Annotated in this window: 17 protein-coding genes and 1 riboswitch; of the genes, 9 read left to right on the plus strand and 8 right to left on the minus strand. The window is 35.2% G+C overall.

Annotated elements, in window-relative coordinates:
• Positions 1-1,287: 1,287 nt before the first annotated feature.
• A complete protein-coding gene (locus tag E0Y80_RS02545; protein ID WP_156305831.1) occupies positions 1,288-2,349 on the minus strand; it encodes an Mrp/NBP35 family ATP-binding protein in 1,062 nt (353 codons plus the stop codon).
• Positions 2,350-2,462: 113 nt separating this feature from the next.
• On the opposite strand from E0Y80_RS02545, the gene E0Y80_RS02550 reads away from it, so the two are divergent.
• Both E0Y80_RS02550 and E0Y80_RS02555 read left to right on the plus strand, forming a co-directional pair.
• Positions 2,463-4,535, plus strand: a complete 2,073-nt coding sequence (locus E0Y80_RS02550) for a transglycosylase domain-containing protein (RefSeq protein ID WP_156305832.1) — start codon at positions 2,463-2,465, stop codon at positions 4,533-4,535.
• A 3-nt stretch (positions 4,536-4,538) separates the two neighbouring features.
• Positions 4,539-5,081 (plus strand): phosphoribosyltransferase, encoded by a 543-nt coding sequence (locus E0Y80_RS02555; RefSeq protein WP_156305833.1) that lies wholly within the window; start codon positions 4,539-4,541, stop codon positions 5,079-5,081.
• 1 nt (position 5,082) lies between these two features.
• Here E0Y80_RS02555 and E0Y80_RS02560 read toward each other — a convergent pair whose 3' ends face one another.
• Positions 5,083-5,649, minus strand: a complete 567-nt coding sequence (locus tag E0Y80_RS02560) for a DNA-3-methyladenine glycosylase I (protein ID WP_156305834.1) — start codon at positions 5,647-5,649, stop codon at positions 5,083-5,085.
• A gap of 47 nt (positions 5,650-5,696) precedes the next feature.
• Between E0Y80_RS02560 and E0Y80_RS02565 the strand changes: the two genes are divergently transcribed.
• The 3 genes from E0Y80_RS02565 (at position 5,697) to E0Y80_RS02575 (ending at position 8,557) form a co-directional block, all read left to right on the plus strand.
• Complete coding sequence (locus E0Y80_RS02565) at positions 5,697-6,671, plus strand: DUF4271 domain-containing protein (RefSeq protein ID WP_156305835.1); 975 nt, start codon at positions 5,697-5,699, stop codon at positions 6,669-6,671.
• A 10-nt stretch (positions 6,672-6,681) separates the two neighbouring features.
• Positions 6,682-7,449 carry a uroporphyrinogen-III synthase gene (locus E0Y80_RS02570; RefSeq protein ID WP_156305836.1) on the plus strand — a complete coding sequence of 256 codons (768 nt, stop codon included), beginning with the start codon at positions 6,682-6,684 and terminating at the stop codon, positions 7,447-7,449.
• 235 nt (positions 7,450-7,684) lie between these two features.
• Complete coding sequence (locus tag E0Y80_RS02575) at positions 7,685-8,557, plus strand: cupin-like domain-containing protein (protein ID WP_156305837.1); 873 nt, start codon at positions 7,685-7,687, stop codon at positions 8,555-8,557.
• A gap of 70 nt (positions 8,558-8,627) precedes the next feature.
• Here E0Y80_RS02575 and E0Y80_RS02580 read toward each other — a convergent pair whose 3' ends face one another.
• The 6 genes from E0Y80_RS02580 to E0Y80_RS02605 all read right to left on the minus strand — a co-directional run bounded on the left by E0Y80_RS02580 (position 8,628) and on the right by E0Y80_RS02605 (position 18,372).
• A complete protein-coding gene (locus tag E0Y80_RS02580; RefSeq protein WP_156305838.1) occupies positions 8,628-9,542 on the minus strand; it encodes a molybdate ABC transporter substrate-binding protein in 915 nt (304 codons plus the stop codon).
• A 28-nt stretch (positions 9,543-9,570) separates the two neighbouring features.
• Positions 9,571-10,008, minus strand: coding sequence for a DsrE family protein (locus tag E0Y80_RS02585; RefSeq protein ID WP_231595892.1), 438 nt, complete (start codon positions 10,006-10,008; stop codon positions 9,571-9,573).
• A 36-nt stretch (positions 10,009-10,044) separates the two neighbouring features.
• Positions 10,045-11,088: a c-type cytochrome gene (locus E0Y80_RS02590; RefSeq protein ID WP_156305840.1), complete on the minus strand. Its 1,044-nt coding sequence runs from the start codon at positions 11,086-11,088 to the stop codon at positions 10,045-10,047.
• Between the two features lie 72 nt (positions 11,089-11,160).
• The gene (locus E0Y80_RS02595) at positions 11,161-12,060 is read right to left on the minus strand and encodes a LysR family transcriptional regulator (protein WP_197091461.1); all 900 of its coding nucleotides are present in this window, start codon (positions 12,058-12,060) and stop codon (positions 11,161-11,163) included.
• Between the two features lie 28 nt (positions 12,061-12,088).
• Positions 12,089-14,989, minus strand: a complete 2,901-nt coding sequence (locus E0Y80_RS02600; RefSeq protein ID WP_156305842.1) for a PD-(D/E)XK nuclease family protein — start codon at positions 14,987-14,989, stop codon at positions 12,089-12,091.
• An 8-nt stretch (positions 14,990-14,997) separates the two neighbouring features.
• Positions 14,998-18,372, minus strand: coding sequence for a UvrD-helicase domain-containing protein (locus tag E0Y80_RS02605; protein WP_156305843.1), 3,375 nt, complete (start codon positions 18,370-18,372; stop codon positions 14,998-15,000).
• 224 nt (positions 18,373-18,596) lie between these two features.
• Here E0Y80_RS02605 and E0Y80_RS02610 point away from each other — a divergent pair, with 224 nt between their 5' ends.
• From E0Y80_RS02610 to E0Y80_RS02625, 4 genes are all read left to right on the plus strand, one after another.
• Positions 18,597-19,133, plus strand: a complete 537-nt coding sequence (locus E0Y80_RS02610) for a 30S ribosomal protein S16 (RefSeq protein WP_156305844.1) — start codon at positions 18,597-18,599, stop codon at positions 19,131-19,133.
• 132 nt (positions 19,134-19,265) lie between these two features.
• A complete protein-coding gene (gene rimM, locus E0Y80_RS02615; RefSeq protein WP_156305845.1) occupies positions 19,266-19,790 on the plus strand; it encodes a ribosome maturation factor RimM in 525 nt (174 codons plus the stop codon).
• A gap of 81 nt (positions 19,791-19,871) precedes the next feature.
• Positions 19,872-19,971, plus strand: a riboswitch (SAM riboswitch).
• Between the two features lie 47 nt (positions 19,972-20,018).
• Positions 20,019-20,975 (plus strand): methylenetetrahydrofolate reductase [NAD(P)H], encoded by a 957-nt coding sequence (gene metF, locus E0Y80_RS02620; protein WP_156305846.1) that lies wholly within the window; start codon positions 20,019-20,021, stop codon positions 20,973-20,975.
• Between the two features lie 141 nt (positions 20,976-21,116).
• Positions 21,117-24,125 (plus strand): protein O-mannosyl-transferase family, encoded by a 3,009-nt coding sequence (locus E0Y80_RS02625; protein ID WP_156305847.1) that lies wholly within the window; start codon positions 21,117-21,119, stop codon positions 24,123-24,125.
• Positions 24,126-24,146 lie beyond the last annotated feature (21 nt).

Genomic DNA, 24,146 nt, shown 5'->3' on the forward strand with positions numbered 1-24,146 from the left:
TCGCCTTTTAAATAAGGTGAAGGATGTATAAAGAAGGCCGGGTAAATTTATTTACTCGGCTTTTTTGTTTCAGATGACATAAAGTTCAGGTATTTAAGTGCTTTGCTTTTTATCAAGCTGCATTTTGAAATTCCCTTGCCTCTATTCTATCGAATCTTTATTGACCTAACACTTTTCCAGATTCCCTTCACCCATCTCAAAAATCTAGATAAAATTGATTTTTTTATTGTATTGGTATAGTGTTAAATATTAAAGTATAATTTTTACAGTAAAGATAAATAACCATTTTTCAAAAAGCGATTGTAACTTTTTTTGTATAAACAAAACACAAAATAACTATCAATTTTATTAAGAAAATTCTCTTTTAAATAAACAAATACTTTATGAAAAAATATGTATTCATACTTTTTGATGTGTTTGTTTGCGTGAGGATACGTCACAAATTCAGGGTGTTACGGGGAGGTTGATTTCTAAGGATAATGAAACATCCTTGCCGGGTGCATCCGTTATATTCGTCGGAACAAGTTTGGAACTCAAAGAGGGGTTTCGCAAAATTATTCAATTCAAGCTAGTAAAGATGATGTATTGAGTTTTACTTTACTTGGTTACTCGGGCCAGGGAATTAAAATAGGTAATGGTACACAAGTAGATTTTTAAATGATTTCGGATGAGATGGGGCTGGATGAAGTGATTGCTGTAGGTTATGGAAATGTTTTTCGGAAGAATTTGACGAACTCGGTATCGTCAATAGGAGAGCGGTAATTTAAAGACATTTCTGCCTATCATTCTATAAGCTTTACAGGGAAATGCTGCCGAAGTTCAAATTTAGAGGTCGGACTTCCATAAATGCTGGTAATAAACCACTTTATTGTTGTGATGGGGTTGTTTTGCCAACTAACAATTCGAAAACCCAAGTTCTGCCGGTGAAGGTATTTCGCCCAAATTCTGAAGCGATTGTTTCTTTAGAAATTTTAGTAGAAAATGTAATGATTGTGACTAAAGGAAACCGCAAATTTAAAAAATAAAGAAATAATTCTGGTGGAATTCACATTCGAAAACCTAAGGTGGACGGATATGAGAAGAACACCATCAGAGTCTAATCCATCAAAAACTATGTCTCAAGTATTTTTAGACGGAAAGAAAAGAACAAAGAATTAGTTATTTCCTATTCCACAAGTTGCAATTAATACAAATGCTTTAATGTTGCCGAATAATCCGGGTTATATTAATACAAATAAAAATGGGAGCTATCATAATGGCTCCCATTTTTATTCTATTTAAGTAGTATTAAGCTCTTGCAGCCAGAATACTTAATTCCTGAGCTACTCTACCAGCAATTTCACTAAATGATTTTGCTACTGGTTCCTCCTGGTCTAATGCTATAGGGAAACCATTATCTCCTGCATCGGCTACTGATTTCACCAATGGGATTTCCCCCAAGAATGGAACATGATTGTCTTCAGCTAATCTTTTGCCACCATCTTTTCCAAAAATGTAATATTTGTTTTCAGGTAATTCGGCAGGGGTGAAATAGGACATGTTTTCAATTACCCCCACAATAGGTACCTTGACACCTTCCATTTGGTACATGGCCATGCCTTTTATAGCATCTGCTAATGCAACCTGCTGAGGTGTTGTTACGATCACTGCACCTGAAATAGGATAGCTTTGAGCGGTAGTGATGTGTATATCTCCAGTTCCCGGAGGCATATCTACGATCAAATAATCTAATTCCCCCCAATCTGTATCACCAAATAATTGTTTGATGGCAGAAGTAGCCATTGGTCCTCTCCACGGAATTGGTTGATTAGGATCTGTAAAAAAACCAATTGAAAGTAATTTAAGTCCAAACTTTTCTACCGGAACTATTTTATTCTTTCCATCAGGAGTCTGTGTAGACTGTGGTTTTGCATCTTCAACACCGAACATCAAAGGAACAGATGGGCCATAGATATCGGCGTCAAGCAATCCTGTTTTAGCACCGGAGTTAGCTAATGCTAGGGCAAGGTTTGCTGCAACGGTTGATTTTCCGACGCCACCTTTGCCAGATGAAACCAGGATAATGTTCTTGATGTTTTTGAGTTGATTGTTTTCAACAGCGCGCACTCTAGCAGTCATATTGATTTCCACATCGATTTCCTTGGAAACGAATAGAGCAATAGCATTTCGGCATGCATGTTCGATATGTCCTTTTAAAGGACATGCAGGAGTGGTTAATACCACATCAAATTTTATTTTATTTGGTAATATCTGAATGTTTTCAATCATGTTGAGTGTTACCAAATCTTTTTTCAGATCTGGTTCCTCAACATGGCCTAATGCATGTAGAATCTGTTCTTTTGTAATCATGAAATCAAATTAATTTAACAAAATTAAAGAAAGAAGCCCAATATCTTGTCATAATGATGTTTTTAATGATTTTTGCATATTTTTACCATATTCTACGGTATAGACGTTAATATATGTTAGACTTTAAAAACATTAAAATCCCTGAATTTTTCAAGAAGAAGTGGTTCATTATAACTTTAGCGAGTTTTCTAGGAGTTCTGCTGATTGGTTTTATATGGGCGATGTCAGTTAGGGGTGATATGCTAAATAAGGCGGTTATTAAAGTACAGAAAAAGCTTAAGGATGATTACCAGTTAAATTTTGAAGTCGATAAATATGAGTTTGCAGGGTTAACGACGGTTGAATTTCAAAAAGTAAAGTTGTATCCTGATTCTGCCGAGCAGTTAGCGGCAATTGATGAGTTTCAAGTTTCAGTAAAACTATTCCCATTGCTCTCAGGAAACGTTCAGTTGAAGGATTTGAACTTAAAAAATGCGAATATTACCCTAGTCAAGCATGACAGCACTTCCAATTATGATTTTCTATTCCGTAAAAAGGCAGATCAAGACAGCTCCAAGGAGAATTCAAATAATCGAACATTAGCGGAAAGAGTAGATAATCTTTTAAAAAGAGCATTTCAAGCCGTTCCCAATAATTTAAGTTTAGAAAACGTCAGCCTATCCTATCAAGATTCTGCAGCTACACAAGTGGTGAAGATTCCAGAAGGAAGAATAGATGACGGTGATTATGATATTGATGTTTTCTTGAATGAACAGGAGGCAAAGTGGAATTTTAAAGGGAATATTAATCCTAGCCGTCAGACTGCCAATGTGACGATTACTTCGGAAAACAAAGATGCGCAGATACCATTTATAGGAAGGAGATTGGGTTTAAAGGTGAGTTTTGATGAGCTAAGTTTTCACCTAGATCAAGTTTCCAGGAAAGGAAAGAAAAATTTAGAGGTCAAAGGAGGGATAAGTTCCAAAAACATGCGGGTTAAACACCATAGGCTTTCGGAAGAAACGATTGTTCTGCCGGATGGCTCTGCGGATGGAGGATTTTTAATTTCAGAAAATACGATTGAACTTATTCAAGGGACGAAAGTTTCAGTAAAGGATTTTGTATTTGAGCCGAAACTAAAGTTCAGCCGTAAACCGAAAAAGATATTGGAAATGGCAGTTCATACCGGGAAGTTTAAGGCTCAGAATTTCTTTGACGCCTTGCCAGTTGGACTTTTTGAGAATTTAGACGGTATTGAAGTAGAAGGAGATATTCAGTATGATATGGATTTTAAGGTTGATATTGACGAACCGGAACAATTGAGCTTTGCCTCAAAAATCGACGATCAAGGATTAAAGGTGAAGAAATGGGGAAAGGCAAATATTGCTGAGCTGATTGGACCTTTTGTATATGAAGCTTACGAGGATACTGTAAAAATGCGTGATATTAAACTGGATGCAACCAACCCTAATTTTACTCCTCTTGGTCAAATTGCTCCGATTTTAAGGAAGACCGTATTGAATACTGAAGATCCATTTTTTTACAAACATAATGGCTTTGAATTGGAGGCTTTTCAACTATCGATTGTTACTAATATCAAGGAAAAGAAGTTTAAAAGAGGAGCGAGTACCATCTCCATGCAATTGATTAAGAACCTCTATTTGAATCGGAATAAGACGATGATGCGAAAGTTCGAGGAGATTCTATTAGTATGGTTAATGGAGCAATCTAAACAAGTGACCAAAGATCGACTATTGGAAATTTACCTCAATATAATCGAGTGGGGAAAGAATGTATATGGTATTTCAGAAGCATCTAAGTATTATTTTGGCAAAACACCTTCGGAACTTAAGATTGGTGAAAGTTTATATCTATCCAGCATCATCCCAAGACCTAAGACCGGTTTGTCTTCATTTGACTATACCGGACAATTGAAGCCATGGGTAATGAAACATTTTAATACCTATGGATATATAATGACTAAAATGAATCAATTGGAAGGGGAGGAAGTTCCTGCCAATTATGGATTTTATCAGGTACAGTTACAGCCAAATTTAAGACCTCCACGTCCAAAAGGAATTCCTGATTCCATGATGAATCATGATGATATCAAAGATATGGTTGATGAAATCGATAAAGAAGAAAAGATACGTAAAACCTTATTGGAAAAATTATTTGGCAAGGGGAGCACCGAAGAAAACAATTAACACATGAAGAATATTTTTATCGACGATCTGGAATTTGAGTTGATGATTGATTACGAGCAGATTCAAAAGAGAATCCGTTTGATAGGGATCGATATCAATTTGAAATATGAAGATAAGCATCCAGTTTTTGTGGGCGTATTGAATGGATGTTTTATGTTTATGGCGGATTTGATGAAACAAGTTCATATTCCTTGTGAGATGTCGTTCGTTAAACTGGCTTCATATTCTGGAACGGACCAGGGAGATATTCATGAATTAATTGGTGTGGGGATGTCTCTGGAGGGGAGGCATGTTGTCATTGTTGAGGATGTGGTAGATTCAGGTAGATCCTTAGTTCATACGATTGAGGCATTGGAAAGATTAGGAGTTGCCAGTATTTCGGTAGCGACGTTATTATTAAAACCTGAATGTCTGTTGTATTCATTTGATAACATCATGTATGTAGGTTTTGAAATTGAGAAAGAATTTGTAGTAGGTTACGGTTTGGACTATAACGGGCAATGCCGTAACCTACAAAATATCTATAAAAATATTCCAAGAACGTAATTTACCTAAAGCTGCAGGTTGTCAAATGGTCGTTTACCATTCCAATTGCCTGCATGTAAGCATAACAGGTTGTTGAACCAAAAAATTTAATTCCTCTTTTTTTTAAATCTTTGGCGATCATGTCAGAAAGTTCGGTTTTTGCCGGAGCATTTTTAAGATCCTCCAATTGATTGATAATGGGTTTATTTTCGGGTAAGAAACTATAAAGATAATTATAAAAACTGCCAAATTGCTTTTGGATTTCCATAAATGCATTGGCGTTATTGATGGTGCTATTTATTTTGAGTCGATTACGAATGATTCCAGGGTCTTGGAGCAATCTTTCCACATCCTTCTCCGTATATTTAGCGATTTTTTTATAATCGAAATTTGAAAAAGCCTTTTTATAACCTTCTCTTTTTCTTAGGATAGTAATCCAACTTAATCCGGCCTGTGCAGATTCCAATATTAAAAATTCGAACAATACCTTATCGTCTGTTACAGGTTTTCCCCATTCCTTATCGTGGTAGGATTGGTATAATTCATCCATACCACACCAACCACATCTTACAATTTCTTTTTTACTCATTTTTTCAATTTATAAAGCAATTATTTTGTTCTAACTTTACGGCTTTCATGAAACACTTAAAAGCATTTAATCTTATCCTATTTTTAATATTTAGCAGCATACTTTATGCTCCTAAAGTCATTGGCCAAGGTTTAGTAGTTGATTCAACCTTGGTTGCTGATTCATTAGCAAAAAAGGATTCATTAGCTAGACTAGCTGTTTTTGATTCGTTGGACAATGCTCTTAAAAATAGTCAAATAATTCTTTTCCCGGATAAAGGAATAAATTATTTGAAAATGGGATTAGATTCTACGGTAAATAAAGGAAGTCATGATCTTTTATATGGATTAGAATCGCATCATTTAAACAACAAGGAATCTACTGTCCATATCGGGATTGGAAAGAATTACCGGCCTGCCTGGGTTTTATTAGTTGTTTTTTTGCTTTTTCTTGTATTAGGAGTTCTTCGGATTGTATTTCCTGTGGAATTAAAGATTATTGTTGATGCCTATTATAAAGAGCGATTATTGCTTCAGGTAAGTAAGGAGGATAATCTAGCGACTTCATGGCCATATATCTTTTTATATGCTGTTTTCAGTTTGTCATTAGGTCTATTTGTTGTTGTGATCATGTCAAGTTTTGGCGACAAAAATTATCTTACGTTTGAAAATTTTTTAAAAAATTCAGGATTTGTAGCGATGTTATTTATTGCTAAAATTTTGATTATCCGTTTTGTTTCCTTCGTCTTCCAATTAGAAAAAATAGTAAGGGAATATATTGCAATTCTTTACTTGGTGTATTTTAATAGCATGTTTTTCTTGATGCCATTTCTTTTGGCAGTGGTCTTTATTCCATCCAATTATTTCAAATCGATTTCGATTATTTACATCTGTTTAGTAATAATTTTGTTCTCTTACAGGTTCTTAAGAACTGCAATTCACTTGTTTGATCATTTCAAATTTTCTATTTTTTATTTAATTCTTTATCTTTGCAGTCTCGAATTAGCACCAATTTTGATATTAGTTAGGTCACTAAGCAATTAAGAAAGAGTATATGCAGATTGATGTAGAAAGATCCAAAAAAGTAAAGAGCATATTAGTTACTTTACCAAAGCCGGAAAACGATAAATCTCCTTATTTCACACTAGCTGAGAAGTATAATTTAAAATTAGATTTCAGAGGTTTTATTCATGTAGAGGGAGTTTCTGCAAAGGATGTCAGAAAAGAGAAGATTAATTTTGCAGATTATTCTGCAGTGATCTTTACCAGTAAAAATGCGGTTGACCATTTTTTTAGGGTATGTGAAGAGATGCGTTTTGACGTTTCAGCTGAGCTAAAATATTTCTGTATCTCAGAAACCATTGCTCTTTATCTTCAGAAATATATTCAATATCGCAAGCGTAAGATTTTCTTTGGAAAGCAAACGGCTAAAGATTTAGAAGATGTTTTGAAGAAACACAACAAAGAGAAGTTCTTATTTCCATGTTCAGACATGGCTAATGAGGAGACACAAAGATGGTTGCAAGAAAATGGTTACGATTTTACGCCAGCAGTATTGTTTAAAACAGTGATTTCGGATATCAAGGATCTAAAAGATGTTTTTTACGATATTATAGTTTTCTTCAGTCCTTCAAGTGTTCAATCCTTGTATGAGAACTTTCCTGATTTCATTCAAAATAACACACGTATTGCTGCATTTGGAGCTACCACACAACAGGCATTGTTGGAACATGGATTAATTTTAGATATTCCAGCACCTACTCCAGTTGCACCAAGTATGACTATGGCAATTGAGCAATATATTAAGCACGTAAATAAATAAGCAATTTATTTTAAGATATAGAGGCCGTATCAAAAGATTAAATTTTGTTGCGGCTTTTTAATTATGGTTCAGCCCTAGGATATTTCATTTAAATTTGATATTTATCATTTTTTAATAAATATTAAATCAATAATTTGGTAAAAAATCGAAGTAAATCTACAGGAGAGTTATCTTGGGTATATTTATTGTAGGAATATTTTTTTTATGTTTGCATTAACACAAAAATGGGAAGATTGTGAAATTACAACCTGTTAATAGTATCTCTGGAATAGCTCCTAAAGACTTTATTAGGGACTATCTTAATAAAAGTCAGCCTGTTATTATAAAGGATTTTATCAGTAAAGATAGTCCTTGTTGGACCAAATGGAGTTATGACTATTTCAAGGAAATAGCGGGTAATGAGCAAATAGATGTTTATGGTAGAGAAGAGGAGTCTCAGAATCACGCTGCGAGTCCTCCTGTTGGTCGTATGACCTTTGCTGAGTATTTGGATTTAATCCGTAAAGGCCCTACTGAACTGCGATTATTTTTGTTCAACCTGATGAAGCTTAGACCAGAACTTAAGAAGGACGTTGTCTTTAATGATGTTACTGGTGGAAAGGTATTGCAATGGTTGCCCTATATGTTTTTTGGAGGGGAAGGATCTGCAACACGCAATCACTTCGATATTGATATGTCGCATGTCTTTATTTCTCAGTTCCAAGGGGCAAAGCGTATTTGGTTGTTTCCGAATAACCAGTCTGATTTGATGTATAAATTGCCATATAACTTTCACAGCATTGCAAATTTGAAGAAAAGCAGTGTTAATGATTATCCTGGTTTAGAGTTCTTAGATGGATATGAGGCAGTGATCAATCCGGGTGAAACATTATATATGCCAGCCGGCTGGTGGCACTATATTCAATATGAAACAGAAGGATATTCTATTTCTGTCCGTGCATTGGCTAATTCATTAAGTGAGAAACTAAAGGGGGCAAGAAATTTATTTGTGACCCGTCATTTCGATGATACCATGCGTAAAATATTTCAAGAAAAGTGGTTGGATTATAAAATCAATACCGCAAAGAAAAGAGCTAATAAGGCTATCAAGAAATATAAAAAGCCCTAATAAAAAGTATTAATAAAGAAGGGTTCTAGTCAAACGATTAGAACCCTTTCTATTTTAAATAAACAAATTGTTATGGTGTTTCAAAGCCATATTTTTTGTAGATCGCTTTAGCCTGATCTGATTTCATGAAATCAACAAAATCCTTTGCTGCTTTAGCTCTTGGAGCATTTTTCATTTCTGCAATCATATATGTCGCCCTGATGTTTTCGTCCTTAGGGATTTCTACCAGTTCTACGGGGTGCTTAAGAATGGATTGATACACTACTTCAGAATACCATACAGGAGCGGCATCGACCTCCTGATATAAAATTTTCATTGGGCTTTCCCTGTGATGTATTTTGGTAAGATATGTAGATCCATCAGCGACCTTTTCTTGCATAATCTTTTTTTCCAATGCTTCGCCGCCTAATTTTTTATAAACGGAAACGATTTGTCGTCCTATACCTTCCCAAGCAGGATTAGGCATTGCTATTTTAACATTAGGTTTCGCTAAATCTTGAACGGACTTTACGGCTTTTGGATTTCCTTTTGGAACCATGATGGCCAATTTATTATATGCATATACTTCAGTTCTGGAGAAGTGCTGCTGCATACTATCGATTCTGTTTTTTCCTGCTGCATAAACATCGGGTAGATGCGTAATCCTCATATTTCCGATAGTTATTGAACCGCCTTCAATCTGTTTAGCTAATATTCCTGGAGGAAGAGTTTCAACAAAAATCCTTTGATAGGCTGGATGTTGAGCTTTAAAGGCGGCAATTAAGTCATCCATGACCATAAACTGATTTCCGGCAAAGAATACAACGAGCTGAGGATCTACGATGTCTCCAAAAAGATCCGGGACATTATCGATTCCTGGAACCGTAAAATTAACTGCGGATTCCGGTGGAGTATTCCAAGGTGGATCAAATTGAAATTTATCTTGTGCAAAGGATTTATTCATTATAAAAATAACAGCAATAACAATAATTCGTTTCAAATTCATTCTATACGTATTTAAATTTCCAGTTTGATTAAGGTTTTACAATGACCCATCCTTCAGATGCGCGAATGACCAACTCACCGTTGCCACTCGGCACGTAGCCAATGAAATCATAGAGTTGTTCTTTTTTTAAATTTCTTTCCTGTAATGAATTTGTGCACTGAGCTACAATTACTCCTTTGTCAATAAGTTCTTTTAGGGCGTCAGCATAGGCTGAATCTTTAAGCATAACTTCGGTTCCGCCTGAGAAAGTAATTAATTCTACTTCTAATTTTCCTTTTAACCTCGGGTCATTCAAGACATTTTTAATGTTTCGAAAAGCTTTTTTTATAACATCGGGGTTATTACTGTCCAGTTGGTAAATTGCTTTATAGTGTTTATTGTGGGTATCGGCACCCGTAAATTCAGCGTTGTGAGTTAACTTACTTTGTAGATCGGTAGATTGTGCTTTCAGTAATGTCCCCATCATGAGAAGACTGCATAATAAAATAATGTTTTTCATTTATTAAAAATTAAAAGGTCCATATTTATGTTGTTCTTGAGATTTATTATCTGCGAAAGGAGGGTAAGGACTGTCCTTTGGTTTTTTACTTAAATCAGGATAGTCATTTTCTTTATTTGCTTTTGTAGGTCTTTCAAAAGAATTGATATAGGCCGAAACATCATAGGCTTCTTCATCTGTTAGGATGGGCGCATCAGCAGTTGCTCCTAATGGCATATTTCCTTTGATAAATTTTGCTGCGGTTAACATTCTTCCCATTCCTGCGCCATCATTGAATGAATCATTGCCCCATAAAGGAGGATATAGGTATCCTTCTTCCAAGTTTCCTGGTTTTTTAGCTAATCCCAAACCGTCTGCTTGGTGACAACTCACACATTGTGTCTTGAATACGGTTTCTCCATTGTGCAAATCAGCTTTCCTTGAAGGAGCTTCTAATTTTACAAAGCCTTGGCCTTCGATTCGTTCACCTACTTTAACATCTTTACTCAAATGTTTGATATAACTTATGATGGCAACCATTTCCTTGCTTTCGACTGGAAGTTTCTTTCCATTCATGCTACGCTCGAAACATCCATTTATTCTTTCTTCCAAAGTGGCAACTTTTCCCTCTCGACCACTAAAAACAGGAAATATAGCACTTAATCCAACATATGGAGCAGCATAGGCTTTGGTTCCAGCATTTAAATGACAACTTGCACAGGCAAGATTGTTTCCAGAATAAACTTCGCCTATTTTATTGTTTGGCCCTAGAAATTTATAAGTTTCCTTGATTAATTTCTCTCCATAGGCCGCCATCTTTCCCTCTTCATTCTCAGGGAATGGAGAGATTTTAAATTCTTCAATATGATTTAATGAATTTGATGCAGCCTTTGTTTCTGTTTTAGAAACTTGGCTTTCCTTTTTTAAGAAGTCCGTATTAATTCCCAGTGCTTGTAAAACAACTAATATCAAAATGAAAATAAATATTCCAGCCACAATTTTGGATTGTTTGGCTATTTGATTTACTTCCTTTATCAGTAATTGAGATTGGTTTAAATTGTTTTCCATAATAGCAAACATAAGCTTGCTTTTGGACTTGCTAAAACGGTAAAATGTTATGGGCTATAACCTAAAGTTATGCTAAGATATAAGTGCTTGATTTAGAAATCTAATAAACTGCTTCGGTAATCCTGAGAGCTCGCCATGTAGATGAACTAAATACAATTCACGATCAATTTCAAATCCATCCACCTCAATTTGTTTTAAGGTTCCATTCTCTAAATCATTTTGAACTGCATACCGAGAAAGTATTCCGATGCTATTGCTGAAGCGAATATATTGTTTGATGGATTCAGAGCTCGACATCTGAACTCGATTGATTAAGTCTTTTGCATTTATTCCATTTTCCTTAAACTTTTGAAAGAGAATGTCATTGGTTCCTGAGCCGGGTTCCCTGAAAATAAATTCTTGTTTTACTAATTCTTCCAAACATATAGGCGTCTGATTAAATAATGGATGGGATTGACTTGCCACCCAAATTAACTGGTCATCTAATATTTTATTATATTTTAACGATTGGTCTTCTGCAATTCCTTCAACAAATCCTAATCCTATTTTACGTTCGAACAACCATCGGTCTACTTGTGCTGTGTTTCCAGTAAATAATTTGATTTTGACCAAAGGATTTTGTTCAGAAAATTGAGCGATGACTTTTGGTAAAATATATTGAGCGATTGTGGTACTCGCCCCAATAATTAAATTTCCTTGAATTTGATTGTTAAGTAACCCTAATTTATAATCAGCCAGTTCATATTCTTGAATAATTACTCTTACTGACTCCATTAAGGTTTTTCCAGCCTCAGTTAATAATATTCTACTTCCATTTCTTAAGAATAATGCTTGACCAATAGTACTTTCTAATTCTTGGATATGCTTAGAAACTGCAGGTTGACTTACATTTAATTCTCTGGAGGCTTTCGTAAAGCTTAAGTCACGAGCTACGTGATAAAATACTTTTATCCTAAAATTTACTTCTAACATATGGTAGTTCAGGTTGAAATGATTTAATTTATGCTTCTTCTTCTGCTTTTTCGGTAATACTATATTTATAGAATAAAGTATAAGGGTCTGATGGATAAACGACAGCATCAGGATTATGTTTGAAAGGAATGTCTGTATTAAACAATTCCTCCAATTTCTCACGAAGGAATTCGATAAAGACTTTTTTCTGGTCTTCCAGGATTAAATCTTCGAAGACCAAACTTCCCGATCTGTTTCTGAATAATGTCCCGTCTTCACGCATCCTTCTGGCAACATATAGGTGTGGTTCTAAACCTTTAACCCCAACGATCTGTTCGTAAACAAAAGCATAGAATAAAGTTTGTAAAAGTGCTTTGTTTTCTGTGTTTTCAGCAAATACTTTGTCTAAGTTGCCAAAGACCACCTGATCTGCCCCAGTTTTATAATCAACAATTCTTAATTTATGTTGCCCTGATTTGGTTATGACTTCGTCAACACGGTCAATAATACCATATAATTTTATTTTTTCAGGTTTACCATTAATTTCAATGTCAAAGTCTAAGAAATAGTCCTGATCATTTTCTAATTCAACAATCCGAATCGATTCATATTGATCGATATCATATTGCAAATACATCTTAATATATTCAGAAGATATCTTATGCATTATATGTTGCAAACTGTTCAAGTCATCTACCTTTTGAAAAGTGGCTTGGTATTGTTTTGCTATTTCATGGAGAACTGTTTCATCGACTTTTTCAAGTGCGTGAACGAGTTCTTGGGTAGAGACAAAGTCCTTTTTTTGAAGAAATGGGGTTAATAGTTGTTCCATACATTCATGGATAACTGTACCTAATTTATTCATTTCGAACTCCTGAGAGATAGAAGGAGGTTCTTTAATTTCGGCAACATATTTTAAGAAAAACTGCAAAGGAGACATTAAATACGTTGTAAAAGCTGATGCAGATAGAGCCTTTTTATTTTGAATATAGGAACCATATAACTTATTCCAAATTTCTCCTTTTTTTTCTACGATTAATTCTGAAGGTTGATCCGGGAATAATAAGGCTTGCTGCTGTGTCTTTTTAATGAAGTTAAATTTAGTTTCAAAACTTAGTTGTTTGATAAATCTACTTTCTTCTCCAGTACTATTTTCATCTACAATACCATTATAGAAGAGGTTGATATCTGTGCTGTATTGAAAGTGTCTATAAAATAAATAAGCAGAAAGAGCATCTTGATTTTCAAGGATAGGCAATCCATAAGCCTTTCTTAAGTTGTTGGGTAAAAAAGTAGCTGAGCTCGAGGTTTTTGGTAAAATCCCTTCATTTGCACCCAGGATATATATACGGTCAAAATTCAAACATCGACTTTCAAGAAGTCCCATAATTTGTAATCCATATAATTGATCTCCTTCAATTGCGGAATTGATTGGTGACAATGCTTTTTTGATTAATCCAACCTGAAAAAGGATACTTAGGTTTCCCAATTTTTGAAATCCCAACTGTAATTGATTCAAAACCTTTTTCGTTTCAATAAGAAGATTGGATTCAATTACCTTAGTTCTTCCATCTAAAGCCAAACTATTTAAAAGGTCGTCAAGAATTCGGACCATTGCCGGAATAAGATCCTCAGAGCTGTTTAATGTTTTAAAAAAATAAGGTATTACAGAAGTACTAATGTCGATATCTTCTACTGGAATTTCAAATAATTGCTTTTCGGCAGAATCTTTTTGAATTGATTGTTTTTGGCTTCTACTTACTTTCGTTAATGGATGGCTTAAAAATGTTTCGAGCAATTGGAAAGGAATGTTTTTCTTCTTTTGCTGTGAAATTAAAAGTTGTACCTCAGTCCATAAATCTAATAAACCATACAGAGGAGATTGAATTAAAGGATAACCCGTGGTGATATTGATGTCAATTTTAGGCAGACTCTGTAATAGAGGAACCAAGAGACTTTCATCAGCTAAAAGTATTGCGGCTGTTTCCTTCTTGAAATCAATTTGTTCTCCATCTTTCAATACTTCGTGTAATAATTTCGTTTCACTATTCTTCCCTAAGGTCTGGAATAGTTTAACATCAGTTGTCCTAGTTCCAATAAAATTAGGAGCTTCAGCAAGGGAGTTAATCAATCCGGTACGAAAGATGTTTTTCCGAAGGAATAAACCGGCTTCCTGAATTTTATCATCTAAATAATGGGAATCTACATCAAAATAGAATAGAGCTTTATCCTCTTCCTGCCAATGTTTGAACAGTTTGGCTTCAGCATTATTAAGCGCATTGAATCCAACAAATAGCACCTTCTGATATCCTTGGATGAAGTTTTGGTTTTCAGCTTTCCCTTCTGCCAATTGCCTGTAAATAGTTGGAAAGTTGGTTTGGTTTTCAGCTTTTAATTTTTCTTTAAATGTATGGTAAAGTATTGGGAGGCGCTTCCACAGTGCAAGAAATCTCTGTTGTACTGCAGTGTGGCCTTTCATACTGAAAGATTTCCAAAATTGTTTGATGAATGATTGCTGCTCCTCGGTGAAATGTTGAAAGGTTATATCTATCTCCGTTGTATCAAAAAGTTCCATATAGATCTGATCAATGGGGACCAAATCATAGTCTAACTGTCCAAAATCACTTAATATGATTTCAGCAATAGGATAAAACTCTTCTAAGGTTTCGGGGTCTTTTCCTTCTTGGGCTAAAAGTTCATTATGGATTTCGTAGAGAAAAAAGAATTGACTGAGTGGAGTAGTCTGCAAACTTTTAGTCGATTGACCAAAAAATTCTTGGATAGTGAAAAACTGAGGCGACCAAATTGCTTGGCCATAGACATCCACCAGGTGTTTCTTTAAATAAGTTATAGGTCTTTTGTTATTGAATACAATAGCAAGATCTGAAATGTCTTTACCGAATCTTGTCTGTATATCTTCTGCAACTAATCTTAAAAATGGTTTTTCCATGATCTTACTTATTTCACTTCTACTAATTCTTTGGACTTTGCATAATATAAATATCCTTTGATATTGCTATATCCAACATTTTTTAAGGCATTCATATATCTGCCTACTTGCGTTTTATGGTTAATGTAATCCCCTTGGGTAAATTTGAAATCTAGCACAATGGTCTCATTCTGGTTTGTAAAAACTTTATCTGGCCGTTGGGTACTTCCATCTTCTAAAATAATGCTTGATTCATTCCACACCTTAAAATCCCCTGTAAGCCAGGTGTTGATTATTGGGTGGTTCCATATCTGTTGTATTTCCTGCAATAAAGATTCTTTTTCATCGACTGCCAATACACCTTCTGCAATAAATTGGTCAACGAAATGGTTTATTTCAGATTCATCCTTGACTAAGGAAACAATCTCATGGGCCAACACACCATATTGCGCAGCTTTTTCCAGCATTAGAATGTTATTGATATTACGACTTGTCGATTTTTCCAATGCGGTTTCTAAAGCATCAGATTGAGGATAGTCGTATAATTCGATTTTTAGTTTATCATCATTTGAATCCTTTTCATTCCTAGAAACTTCATTTTCTAATAGTGGGTCATTTATTTGTAGAGAATTGTTTTCTAATTGATAGGGAGAATTAGGGGAATTCAAAACTTGAATTAGTAAATCACTTATAAATTCATTTTTAACTTCCGTTCCGGTTATTTCTCCTGTTTTCTTATCGACGATATCTTTAAATTGAGGTGCAGTAATATATAAATGGCGTTTAGCTCTTGTCGTCGCCACATAAAATGTATTTAATGCATCCATGTAATTAAATAGCATTTCCTCATAGTACTGTTTATAGAAAACAGATTTACCTAAAGTTTGGGTGTACTTTACGGGGATTTTTCCAAGCTCAGAAAAAGGACTGTCCAATACATCGATCCAAAAATCTCCATTAGTCATACCATCAATTTTCCAGGAAGAGAACGGAATCATCACTACCTCATAAGCGAGGCCTTTAGATTTGTGAATCGTAGTAACTTCTATTGCGTCAATCTTACCATTAGCAGGTAATACGGCTCTTTCACCGTCTTCATCCCAATATTCCAAGAATTGAATAATCCCTCTTTCCCCCTGTGTTGAAAATGCTGTCGCAATATCTTTGAAAGCAAGGAGATAAGGTAAATGAATGCTTCCCTTGTCTCCCAATTGGTAAATATCAATAAGTTTTTCTACCAAGTGAACCAGTGGTAATTTCTGTAGCAAGGACCATGATTCTATCAATTGACTTGGCAATACTTGTGCTAATTCATTCAGGTTATTGTCTTTAAATTTTAACCAGTTATCTTGTTCAAAGTTGGAACTGTTGTTTGCCAACTGATATAGATAAGCCATATTTGCATGGTGAATTACATGTTTATTTGACTGAAAAACCAAAGCTCTTAGGGTTTCAATAATCAAATTTATCGCATGGTTTGAAATCAAGGTAAGTGCATCACCGGAAATAACTTCAAATTGTAATCCTTCGGAGTTTTTGAATTTCATCAATTCCTGGATTATCAGCTTTGCCTGTGCATTGCTTCGTACCAGGATGCCGATATCAGATGGCTTATAAGTGCCGTTACTAATCCACTCGCCAATTTTGGAGCATAGCACTTCTAAGGATTGATCTATTACCTGATTATTTCTGTATCGTCCATCTGAAACAGGAAAGAAATTAATCTCAATATTTCCTAAAGGTTTTCCCGGGCTCAATTTGCTCTCAGGAATAAGTTGAGCGCTATTTTCATAGGCCTTGACTAATAAATTGTCATTGCCCATTTCCAACCACCAGCCATAATCCTCATTAGAGAGTCCTTCAGCAACTTTTTCATTGAGGATTTGCTGCATTAGCGACGGAATTCTGTCAAATAAATAATTATTAAAATTGATGATGTTAGGAAGACTTCTGTAATTAGTTTCCAGGGTGCCGCTATCAATAAATTGATTAATTTTATCAGCCCTTAAATGAAAGTTTTGAGTTACTTGCTGTTCTACTTGTTGAAGGAGGATTCTCCAATCACCATTTCTCCAACGGTAGATACTCTGCTTGACATCCCCAACGACTAAATGCTCGCTTATTTTTCCGGTTGCATCTGCAAGTGCATTTAAAAGTAGTGGGCTATAATTTTTCCATTGAATTCTGGAAGTATCCTGAAATTCATCGAAAAGGAAATATTTGTATCTATTACCTATTTTTTCCCAAATAAACGTAGGGTCACTATGTTCATCTAATCCAAGTTTGTTTAATAGTATCTGTGCATCTGAAATCAATTGAGCTGAATTGTTTTTACGCCATTGGCTCAAAAGGTCGCTCATCTCTTTTAATAGGCGCAAAAAATATAAATTACTACTGACAGCTTGATAAGCAATATAACTTGCGAAGTGCTGCTGAAGAGTTAGGATAGCGTCCAATGCAGGTTGAATACCTTGTATATAATCATATCGAATCTCTTTTTTGGAATCTGTAAATGCCTCTTCGTTATCTACTAATACGGTGAACTTGTCAAATATTTTTTCTTGGATATCGCCTATCGAAATCTTTCGTAAATCCACATTAATTTTTGCTGCGGAAACTAACTTGTTTTTAGATTTAGATTTCATTTCCGACTCATCAATATTTAAGCTTCGATATACTGATTTGAAAGTCTCCAATCCCTGTTCAAGTGCCTTTATGAAATTGTTGGATTTCTCTTCAATTTCCTTATTTAAAAGGTTGAAAATTTTATGGGTATCAGCAGCTATCATATAGCTGTCAAATTCTTGGAAGTTCTCTGAAAATATCAACCCTGCCAATCCCATTAATTGTTGCCTATAATTCCAATTCTCGTTTCTGCCAATCTTTTGTTCGGCATAGTTGATTATCCATTCAAGAAGGTCAGGACGGTCATCCAACAATTGATTCAGCATAATGGTAAGGTCTTTCTTGACCTTATTGATATTCATTTCTATAGCATATCCTGAATCCAGGTTAAGTTCATAAGTAAAGCTTCGAATTACCTTTTGAGAGAATCCATCAATGGTGCTAACTGAAAAGTGGCTATAGTCATGTAAAATCCTTCTGTATATATGCTGTGCTTTTTCCTGAATGGTAAATGGGTCCCAGCTTGGGTTTTGTAATATGAGCTGCTTTCTATATTGTTCGATTGCATCGTTGCTGTCACCAATAGCAAGACCGTGTAAGACTGACATTATCCTACTTTTCATTTCAGCAGTAGCTTTGTTTGTAAAAGTAACCGCTAATATTTCTCTATAACTACTTTCCTTAGAAAGCAAGAGGGTAAGGTAGTGGATTGTTAGACTAAATGTTTTTCCTGATCCAGCAGAAGCCTTTACAATTTTTAAAGGAGCAATTCTTTGCATAAAGATGACTATGGTTTTGAAGTATTTGAATATCGGAAAATTTTAGTACTTAGTAGGCAGTAAATGAATTTAGATTTCCGTAAAATGGGGTATTACTTTATATTTTTAGGTTAATCAGCTAACAGTAAATGGACTATTGCTTTAATTAATAATACTTTGTATCTTTGCGTCCCCTCCTGCATGTAGCACGGGGGATATGTTGAATACATAAAATAAAATAAAACATGGCAACTAAAATCAGATTGCAGAGACATGGTAAAAAAGGGAAACCTTTTTACCACGTAGTAGTAGCAGATGCACGTGCTCCACGTGATGGTAAGTTCATTGAGCGTTTAGGTTCATACAACCCAAACACTAACCCAGCAACTATCGTTTTGGATTTCGAAAAATCTTTAGACTGGGTGAACAAAGGTGCACAACCTACTGACACTGTTCGCGCTATCCTTTCTTACAAAGGTATTTTGTACAAAAAACATTTACAAGGTGGTGTGAAAAAAGGTGCTTTCGATGAGGCTAAAGCTGAAGAACTATTTGCAAAATGGAACGAAGGTAAAGATGCTCAAATCGAAGGTAAAAAATCAGGTTTAGCAAAATCTAAAGAAGAGACTCAAAAAGCTGCTTTAGCTGCTGAAGCTAAGAAAAAAGAAGACAGAGCTGCTGCTATCGCTGCTAAAAACGCTCCTGTTGCTGAAGAAACAGCTACAGAAGAGGCAGAAGAAGCTGCTGACGCTGCAGAAAACACTGAAGAAACTGAAGGTTAATCTTCATAAAGTATTCAAAATAGCCGGTTCAAAATGTTGGACCGGCTTTTTTTCTGCGTAAAAGGCTATAATAAATGCTTGAAATAGGCGGAAGGAAAAGAAATCCGTATTTTTGGCAACCAACGAGTAAATATGACAAAGGAACAATGTTTTTATATAGGGTATATTAGTAAAACCCGTGGATTGAAGGGTGAGGTCCAAATGTTTTTTGAGTTTGAGCAATACATGGATTTAGACTTTGATGTTGTATTCCTTGAAATAGACAAGAAATTGGTTCCTTTTTTTGTTGATACTATTAAATTGCAGAACAATAGTACTGCCTATGTGAATTTTGAAGATGTCGACCACATTGACAAAGCACAGCCACTATTGAGGAAACAAGTGTATTTGCCGAATGATAAAATGCCGGAGCGTGATCCTGAAGATTTTACATATAAAGATCTGGTAGGTTATATTGCTATTGAAGAATCGGAAGGGGAGTTAGGCGAAATTACAGAAGTGCAAGAAATGCCGCAGCAATTTATTGCGACCGTTGATATTGATGGTCGAGATGCAATGTTCCCATTAAATGAAGATTTTATCGTAGGAATCGACCCGGAAGAAAAAATAATCGTATTAAAACTCCCTGAGGGATTGATTGATATGTATTTAGAATAAAAAAGAAAGGAAATCATGCGATTTCCTTTCTTTTTTTACTTAAGATTTTGAGATTAGGTTGCTATTAACGATATTAGCCCTCGCTTATAGAGAAAGGCAGAGGGACTAGACCCGCTGAAGCCTTAGCAACCTGACACCAGTCAAGGTGCTACATTCTACCCCAATATGGGAAAGATAAGCTAAGAATCCAGGATCCACTGTGTTCTCTCTAAGCCTTAATATATTTTTATGAAAATCGTAGACCACATCAAGAACGCTAAGGGCAAGACCTTATATTCATTTGAGTTATTACCTCCTGCAAAAGGTCAGGGAATTCAAAGTATTTTCCAAACCATGGACGAATTGATGGAATTCAAACCTCCGTTTATTGATGTGACTTATCATCGTGAAGATTATTTATATAAGCAGCATGCCAACGGATTGCTGGAACGTGTTTCTTACAGAAAAAGGCCTGGAACTGTTGCCATCTGTGCTGCAATAATGAGTAAATATAAGGTTGATGCTGTCCCGCATTTAATCTGTGGAGGTTTCACCAAAGAAGAAACTGAAAATGCTTTAATAGACCTTAACTTTTTAGGGATTGACAACGTATTGGTTCTAAGAGGTGACGCTAGAAAAGGGGATGCCGATTTTATACCAACACCTGAAGGACACGCTTATGCAACTGATCTTCTAAAACAGGTGGTGGATATGAACCAAGGTTCATACCTACATGAGGATATTGGCACTTCGGAAAAGACAAATTTCTGTATTGGTGTTGCAGGCTATCCTGAAAAGCATTTTGAATCTCCAAATTTTAATACCGACTTCAAATGGTTGAAAAAGAAAGTAGAAATGGGAGCGGAGTTTATTGTAACCCAAATGTTTTTTAATGTAGAGAAATATAAAGAGTTCGTGAATAAATGCAGAGAAAACGATATCCATGTTCCTATTATTCCGGGATTGAAACCACTGACGACTAAGAAGCAATTGATTACACTTCCAAGGATATTTCACTTGGATATACCCGAGGATTTAAGCGATGCGGTTGAATCTTGTAAGACAAATGCTGATGTTAGACAAGTCGGTGAAGAATGGCTGGTTCAACAATGTAAAGAATTAATCGAATTTGGAGCCCCTGTCCTACACTTTTACACCATGAGTAACCCGGGACCTACCAGGAAAATCGTAGAAAAATTAGTTTAAAAGCAACATGTTTATCAAATAATAAGAGCAAAGGGCGGATGTTTACCATTCGCCCTTTTGTTTTATGCTGTTAAATTATGTTAATCAGCATTCTTGATTCTAATACTTTATTAAATTTAATACTATAAACTAACCACAATCATGAATTATAGCAAAATTAACAATCTTTTGGGATGGCTTTGTGGACTCATTGCTTTTCTAGTTTATGTTTCCACAGCTGAAAGGTCATTGAGTTGGTGGGATACTGGAGAATTCATTGCCGCATCCAAGAATTTAGAAATTGTCCATCAACCTGGAGCACCTTTGTTTTTGATGCTACAGAATGTGTTTTCAAACTTAGCCTTCGGAAACCCTGAAAAGATTGCTTTTTGGATGAATATTGGATCTTCTTTTTGCTCGGCTTTAACTATTGTTTTCCTTTTCTGGACCATTACAGCATTGGCTAAAAAGCTGATCAATAATGATGCTGTCATTTCAAATATGAAATCCGTTCAGATTTTTGCAGCTGGTATAGTTGGCTCTTTAGCATATAGTTTCTCGGATTCTTTCTGGTATTCCGCTGTAGAGTCAGAAGTGTATGCAATGTCCTCACTGTGTACAGCTATTGTGTTTTGGCTGGCATTGAAATGGGAAAGAAGGGCAGACGAACCGGATTCAAATAAATGGCTATTGTTGATTGCTTATGTAATGGGCCTTTCCATTGGGGTTCATTTATTGAATCTTTTAACTATCCCGGCCCTGGCCTTATTGGTTTATTTCAAAAAATCTAAGCAAATCACTTGGAAAGGTGTTGCTAAATCTTTTGGTCTTGGAATTCTTATACTCGCATTTATCTTATGGGGAGTAATTCAGTATTCAGTTCGGATAGCTGCAAACTTTGATCTTTACTTTGTAAATTCTTTAGGTCTGCCTTTTGGATCTGGAATCACATTCTTTATCATACTCGTAGTGTCAGGTGCGATCTATGGTATTTATTATTCCATTAAGAAGAATAAACCCTTATTAAATATGTTTATTCTTGGTACATGTTTCGTTGTTTTTGGATTTACATCCTTTAGTATGGTTGTAATCCGGGCTCAAACTAATATAGCCTTGAATAATAATGATCCAGATAATGCATTTTCATTCTTAGGCTATCTGAGTAGAGAACAGTATCAGTCAGAACCTCTATTTAAAGGGCCTACTTTTAATTCAAATATTACTGGATTAATTGATGGGAAAACCTACCGAAAAGATGATAAGAATTATGCCTCGATTGATTATGTAAAAGGTTATGAATATGATAAGAAGGTTTTGTTTCCAAGGTTATATAGCACTAAACATAGTGCTTTTTATAAGCAATATTTAAATCTGGCTGATGGCGAGGATCCTTCATTTATGGATAATATAAAATTCTTTTTCAATTACCAGATTGGACATATGTATTCTAGATATTTCATGTGGAATTTTGTTGGCCGTCAAAACGATCAACCTAGTCAAGGCGAAGTAACAGCTGGAAATTGGCTTTCAGGGATTAATTTTCTCGATGAAATCCGTTTGCCGGGTATTAACTCCATTTCGGCTAACATGAAGAACGACCCTAGTAGAAATACTTATTTTTTCCTACCGCTCTTGTTAGGTATTGCTGGTTTATTATGGCAAATGAAAAAGAATAAAAGAGATACGGCAATCGTAGGGTTATTATTTTTCTTTACAGGATTAGCTATAGTTCTCTATTTGAACCAGACACCGATGCAACCACGCGAAAGGGATTATTCCTATGCTGGCTCATTTTATATATTCGCTATTTGGATTGGTTTAGGGGTTCTTGGAATAATTGATTTTATCCAACGTAAAAGTAAAGTTTCCGTGAAAGTAATAACCTATTCATCTGTTGCTTTCTGTATGGTTGCTGGACCGATATTGATGTTGAAAGAAAATTGGGATGACCATGACCGTTCTGAAAGACAAATGACCCGTGAAGTAGCTTTAAACACATTGAATTCCTGTGAACCTAATGCCATTTTGTTTACTTATGCTGACAATGATACTTTCCCACTATGGTATTTGCAGGAGGCTGAAGGTATTAGACCAGATGTACGTGTATTGAATTATGGTTATTTGCAATCTGATTGGTATGTAAAGCTTGCTATGGAGGATGTAAATCAATCCAAAGCATTGCCAATAGGGTTTAGTTTTGACAAAGTTAAAAAAGGGATAAGAGACGGTATACAGGTTGTGGATTTGGGTATTGAGGGTTATTCAGATATCGATAAGTTATTAGAGGTTATGTTGTCTGATAACAATAAAGATAAGTTGGAAACAAACTCCGGTGAATTCGTTAATATCATGCCAAATAACAAACTGCAGCTGAAGATAGATAAGAATGTTGCTTTGAAGAATGCAAATCTCCCTCAAGAATGGCAGGAATTTGTTCCCGAATATATGCAATGGGAATTGAAGGATAATTTTGTTTCTAGAGCAGATTTAAGTATCATGTCGATTTTAGTTAATAACAATTGGGAGCGTCCAATCTATTTTACATCCCTAAGCTCATCAATGACTTCAATGGGAATGGATAAATACCTTGCATCAGAAGGATTAGTTCACAAGTTAGTACCTGTAGATATCGGTCAGCCTTCTGAAAGATCTAGTTTAGTAAATGTGGATAAGCTTTATGATAATGCTGTTAACAAATTTGAATGGTCTAGCATCAATAAGTTGAATTATTTTGATGTGGACTCCAATCAATATTATGAAAATTGGGTATATCCGAATGTCTATGCTGATGGGATGCAAACCCTATTAAAGCAAGGGGATATGGATAAGGTGAAACAACTTGCTTTAAAAGCTTATGAATTCCAACCTAAGGTTTCAAAGAGTATGCAATTGTCTTATTCGAATGTTGTTCTTTTGGATACCTTAGTTAAGGTTAAGGAAATTGAAAAAGCAAAAATGCTGGCAAAAAAGGAATTGCTTGCGATTGCGGAAAATTTGAACTATCAAGTGGCGATCACTAAGAAGAACAGCCGGGGCTACGATTTAATGTCTATCCGTTTAGGGTTGGCAGCTATAGAAGATTATTTACCTATATTGAAAGAACTTGGAGATGAAAATCTCGTTGCATTGGCAAACGACATGGATAAGAAATATAAAGCAGTTTGGCTTTAGTAATAAACAAAAAAGGAGGCA

This window comes from Sphingobacterium endophyticum, from assembly GCF_009733535.1.
Classification (GTDB): Bacteria; Bacteroidota; Bacteroidia; order Sphingobacteriales; family Sphingobacteriaceae; genus Sphingobacterium; species Sphingobacterium endophyticum.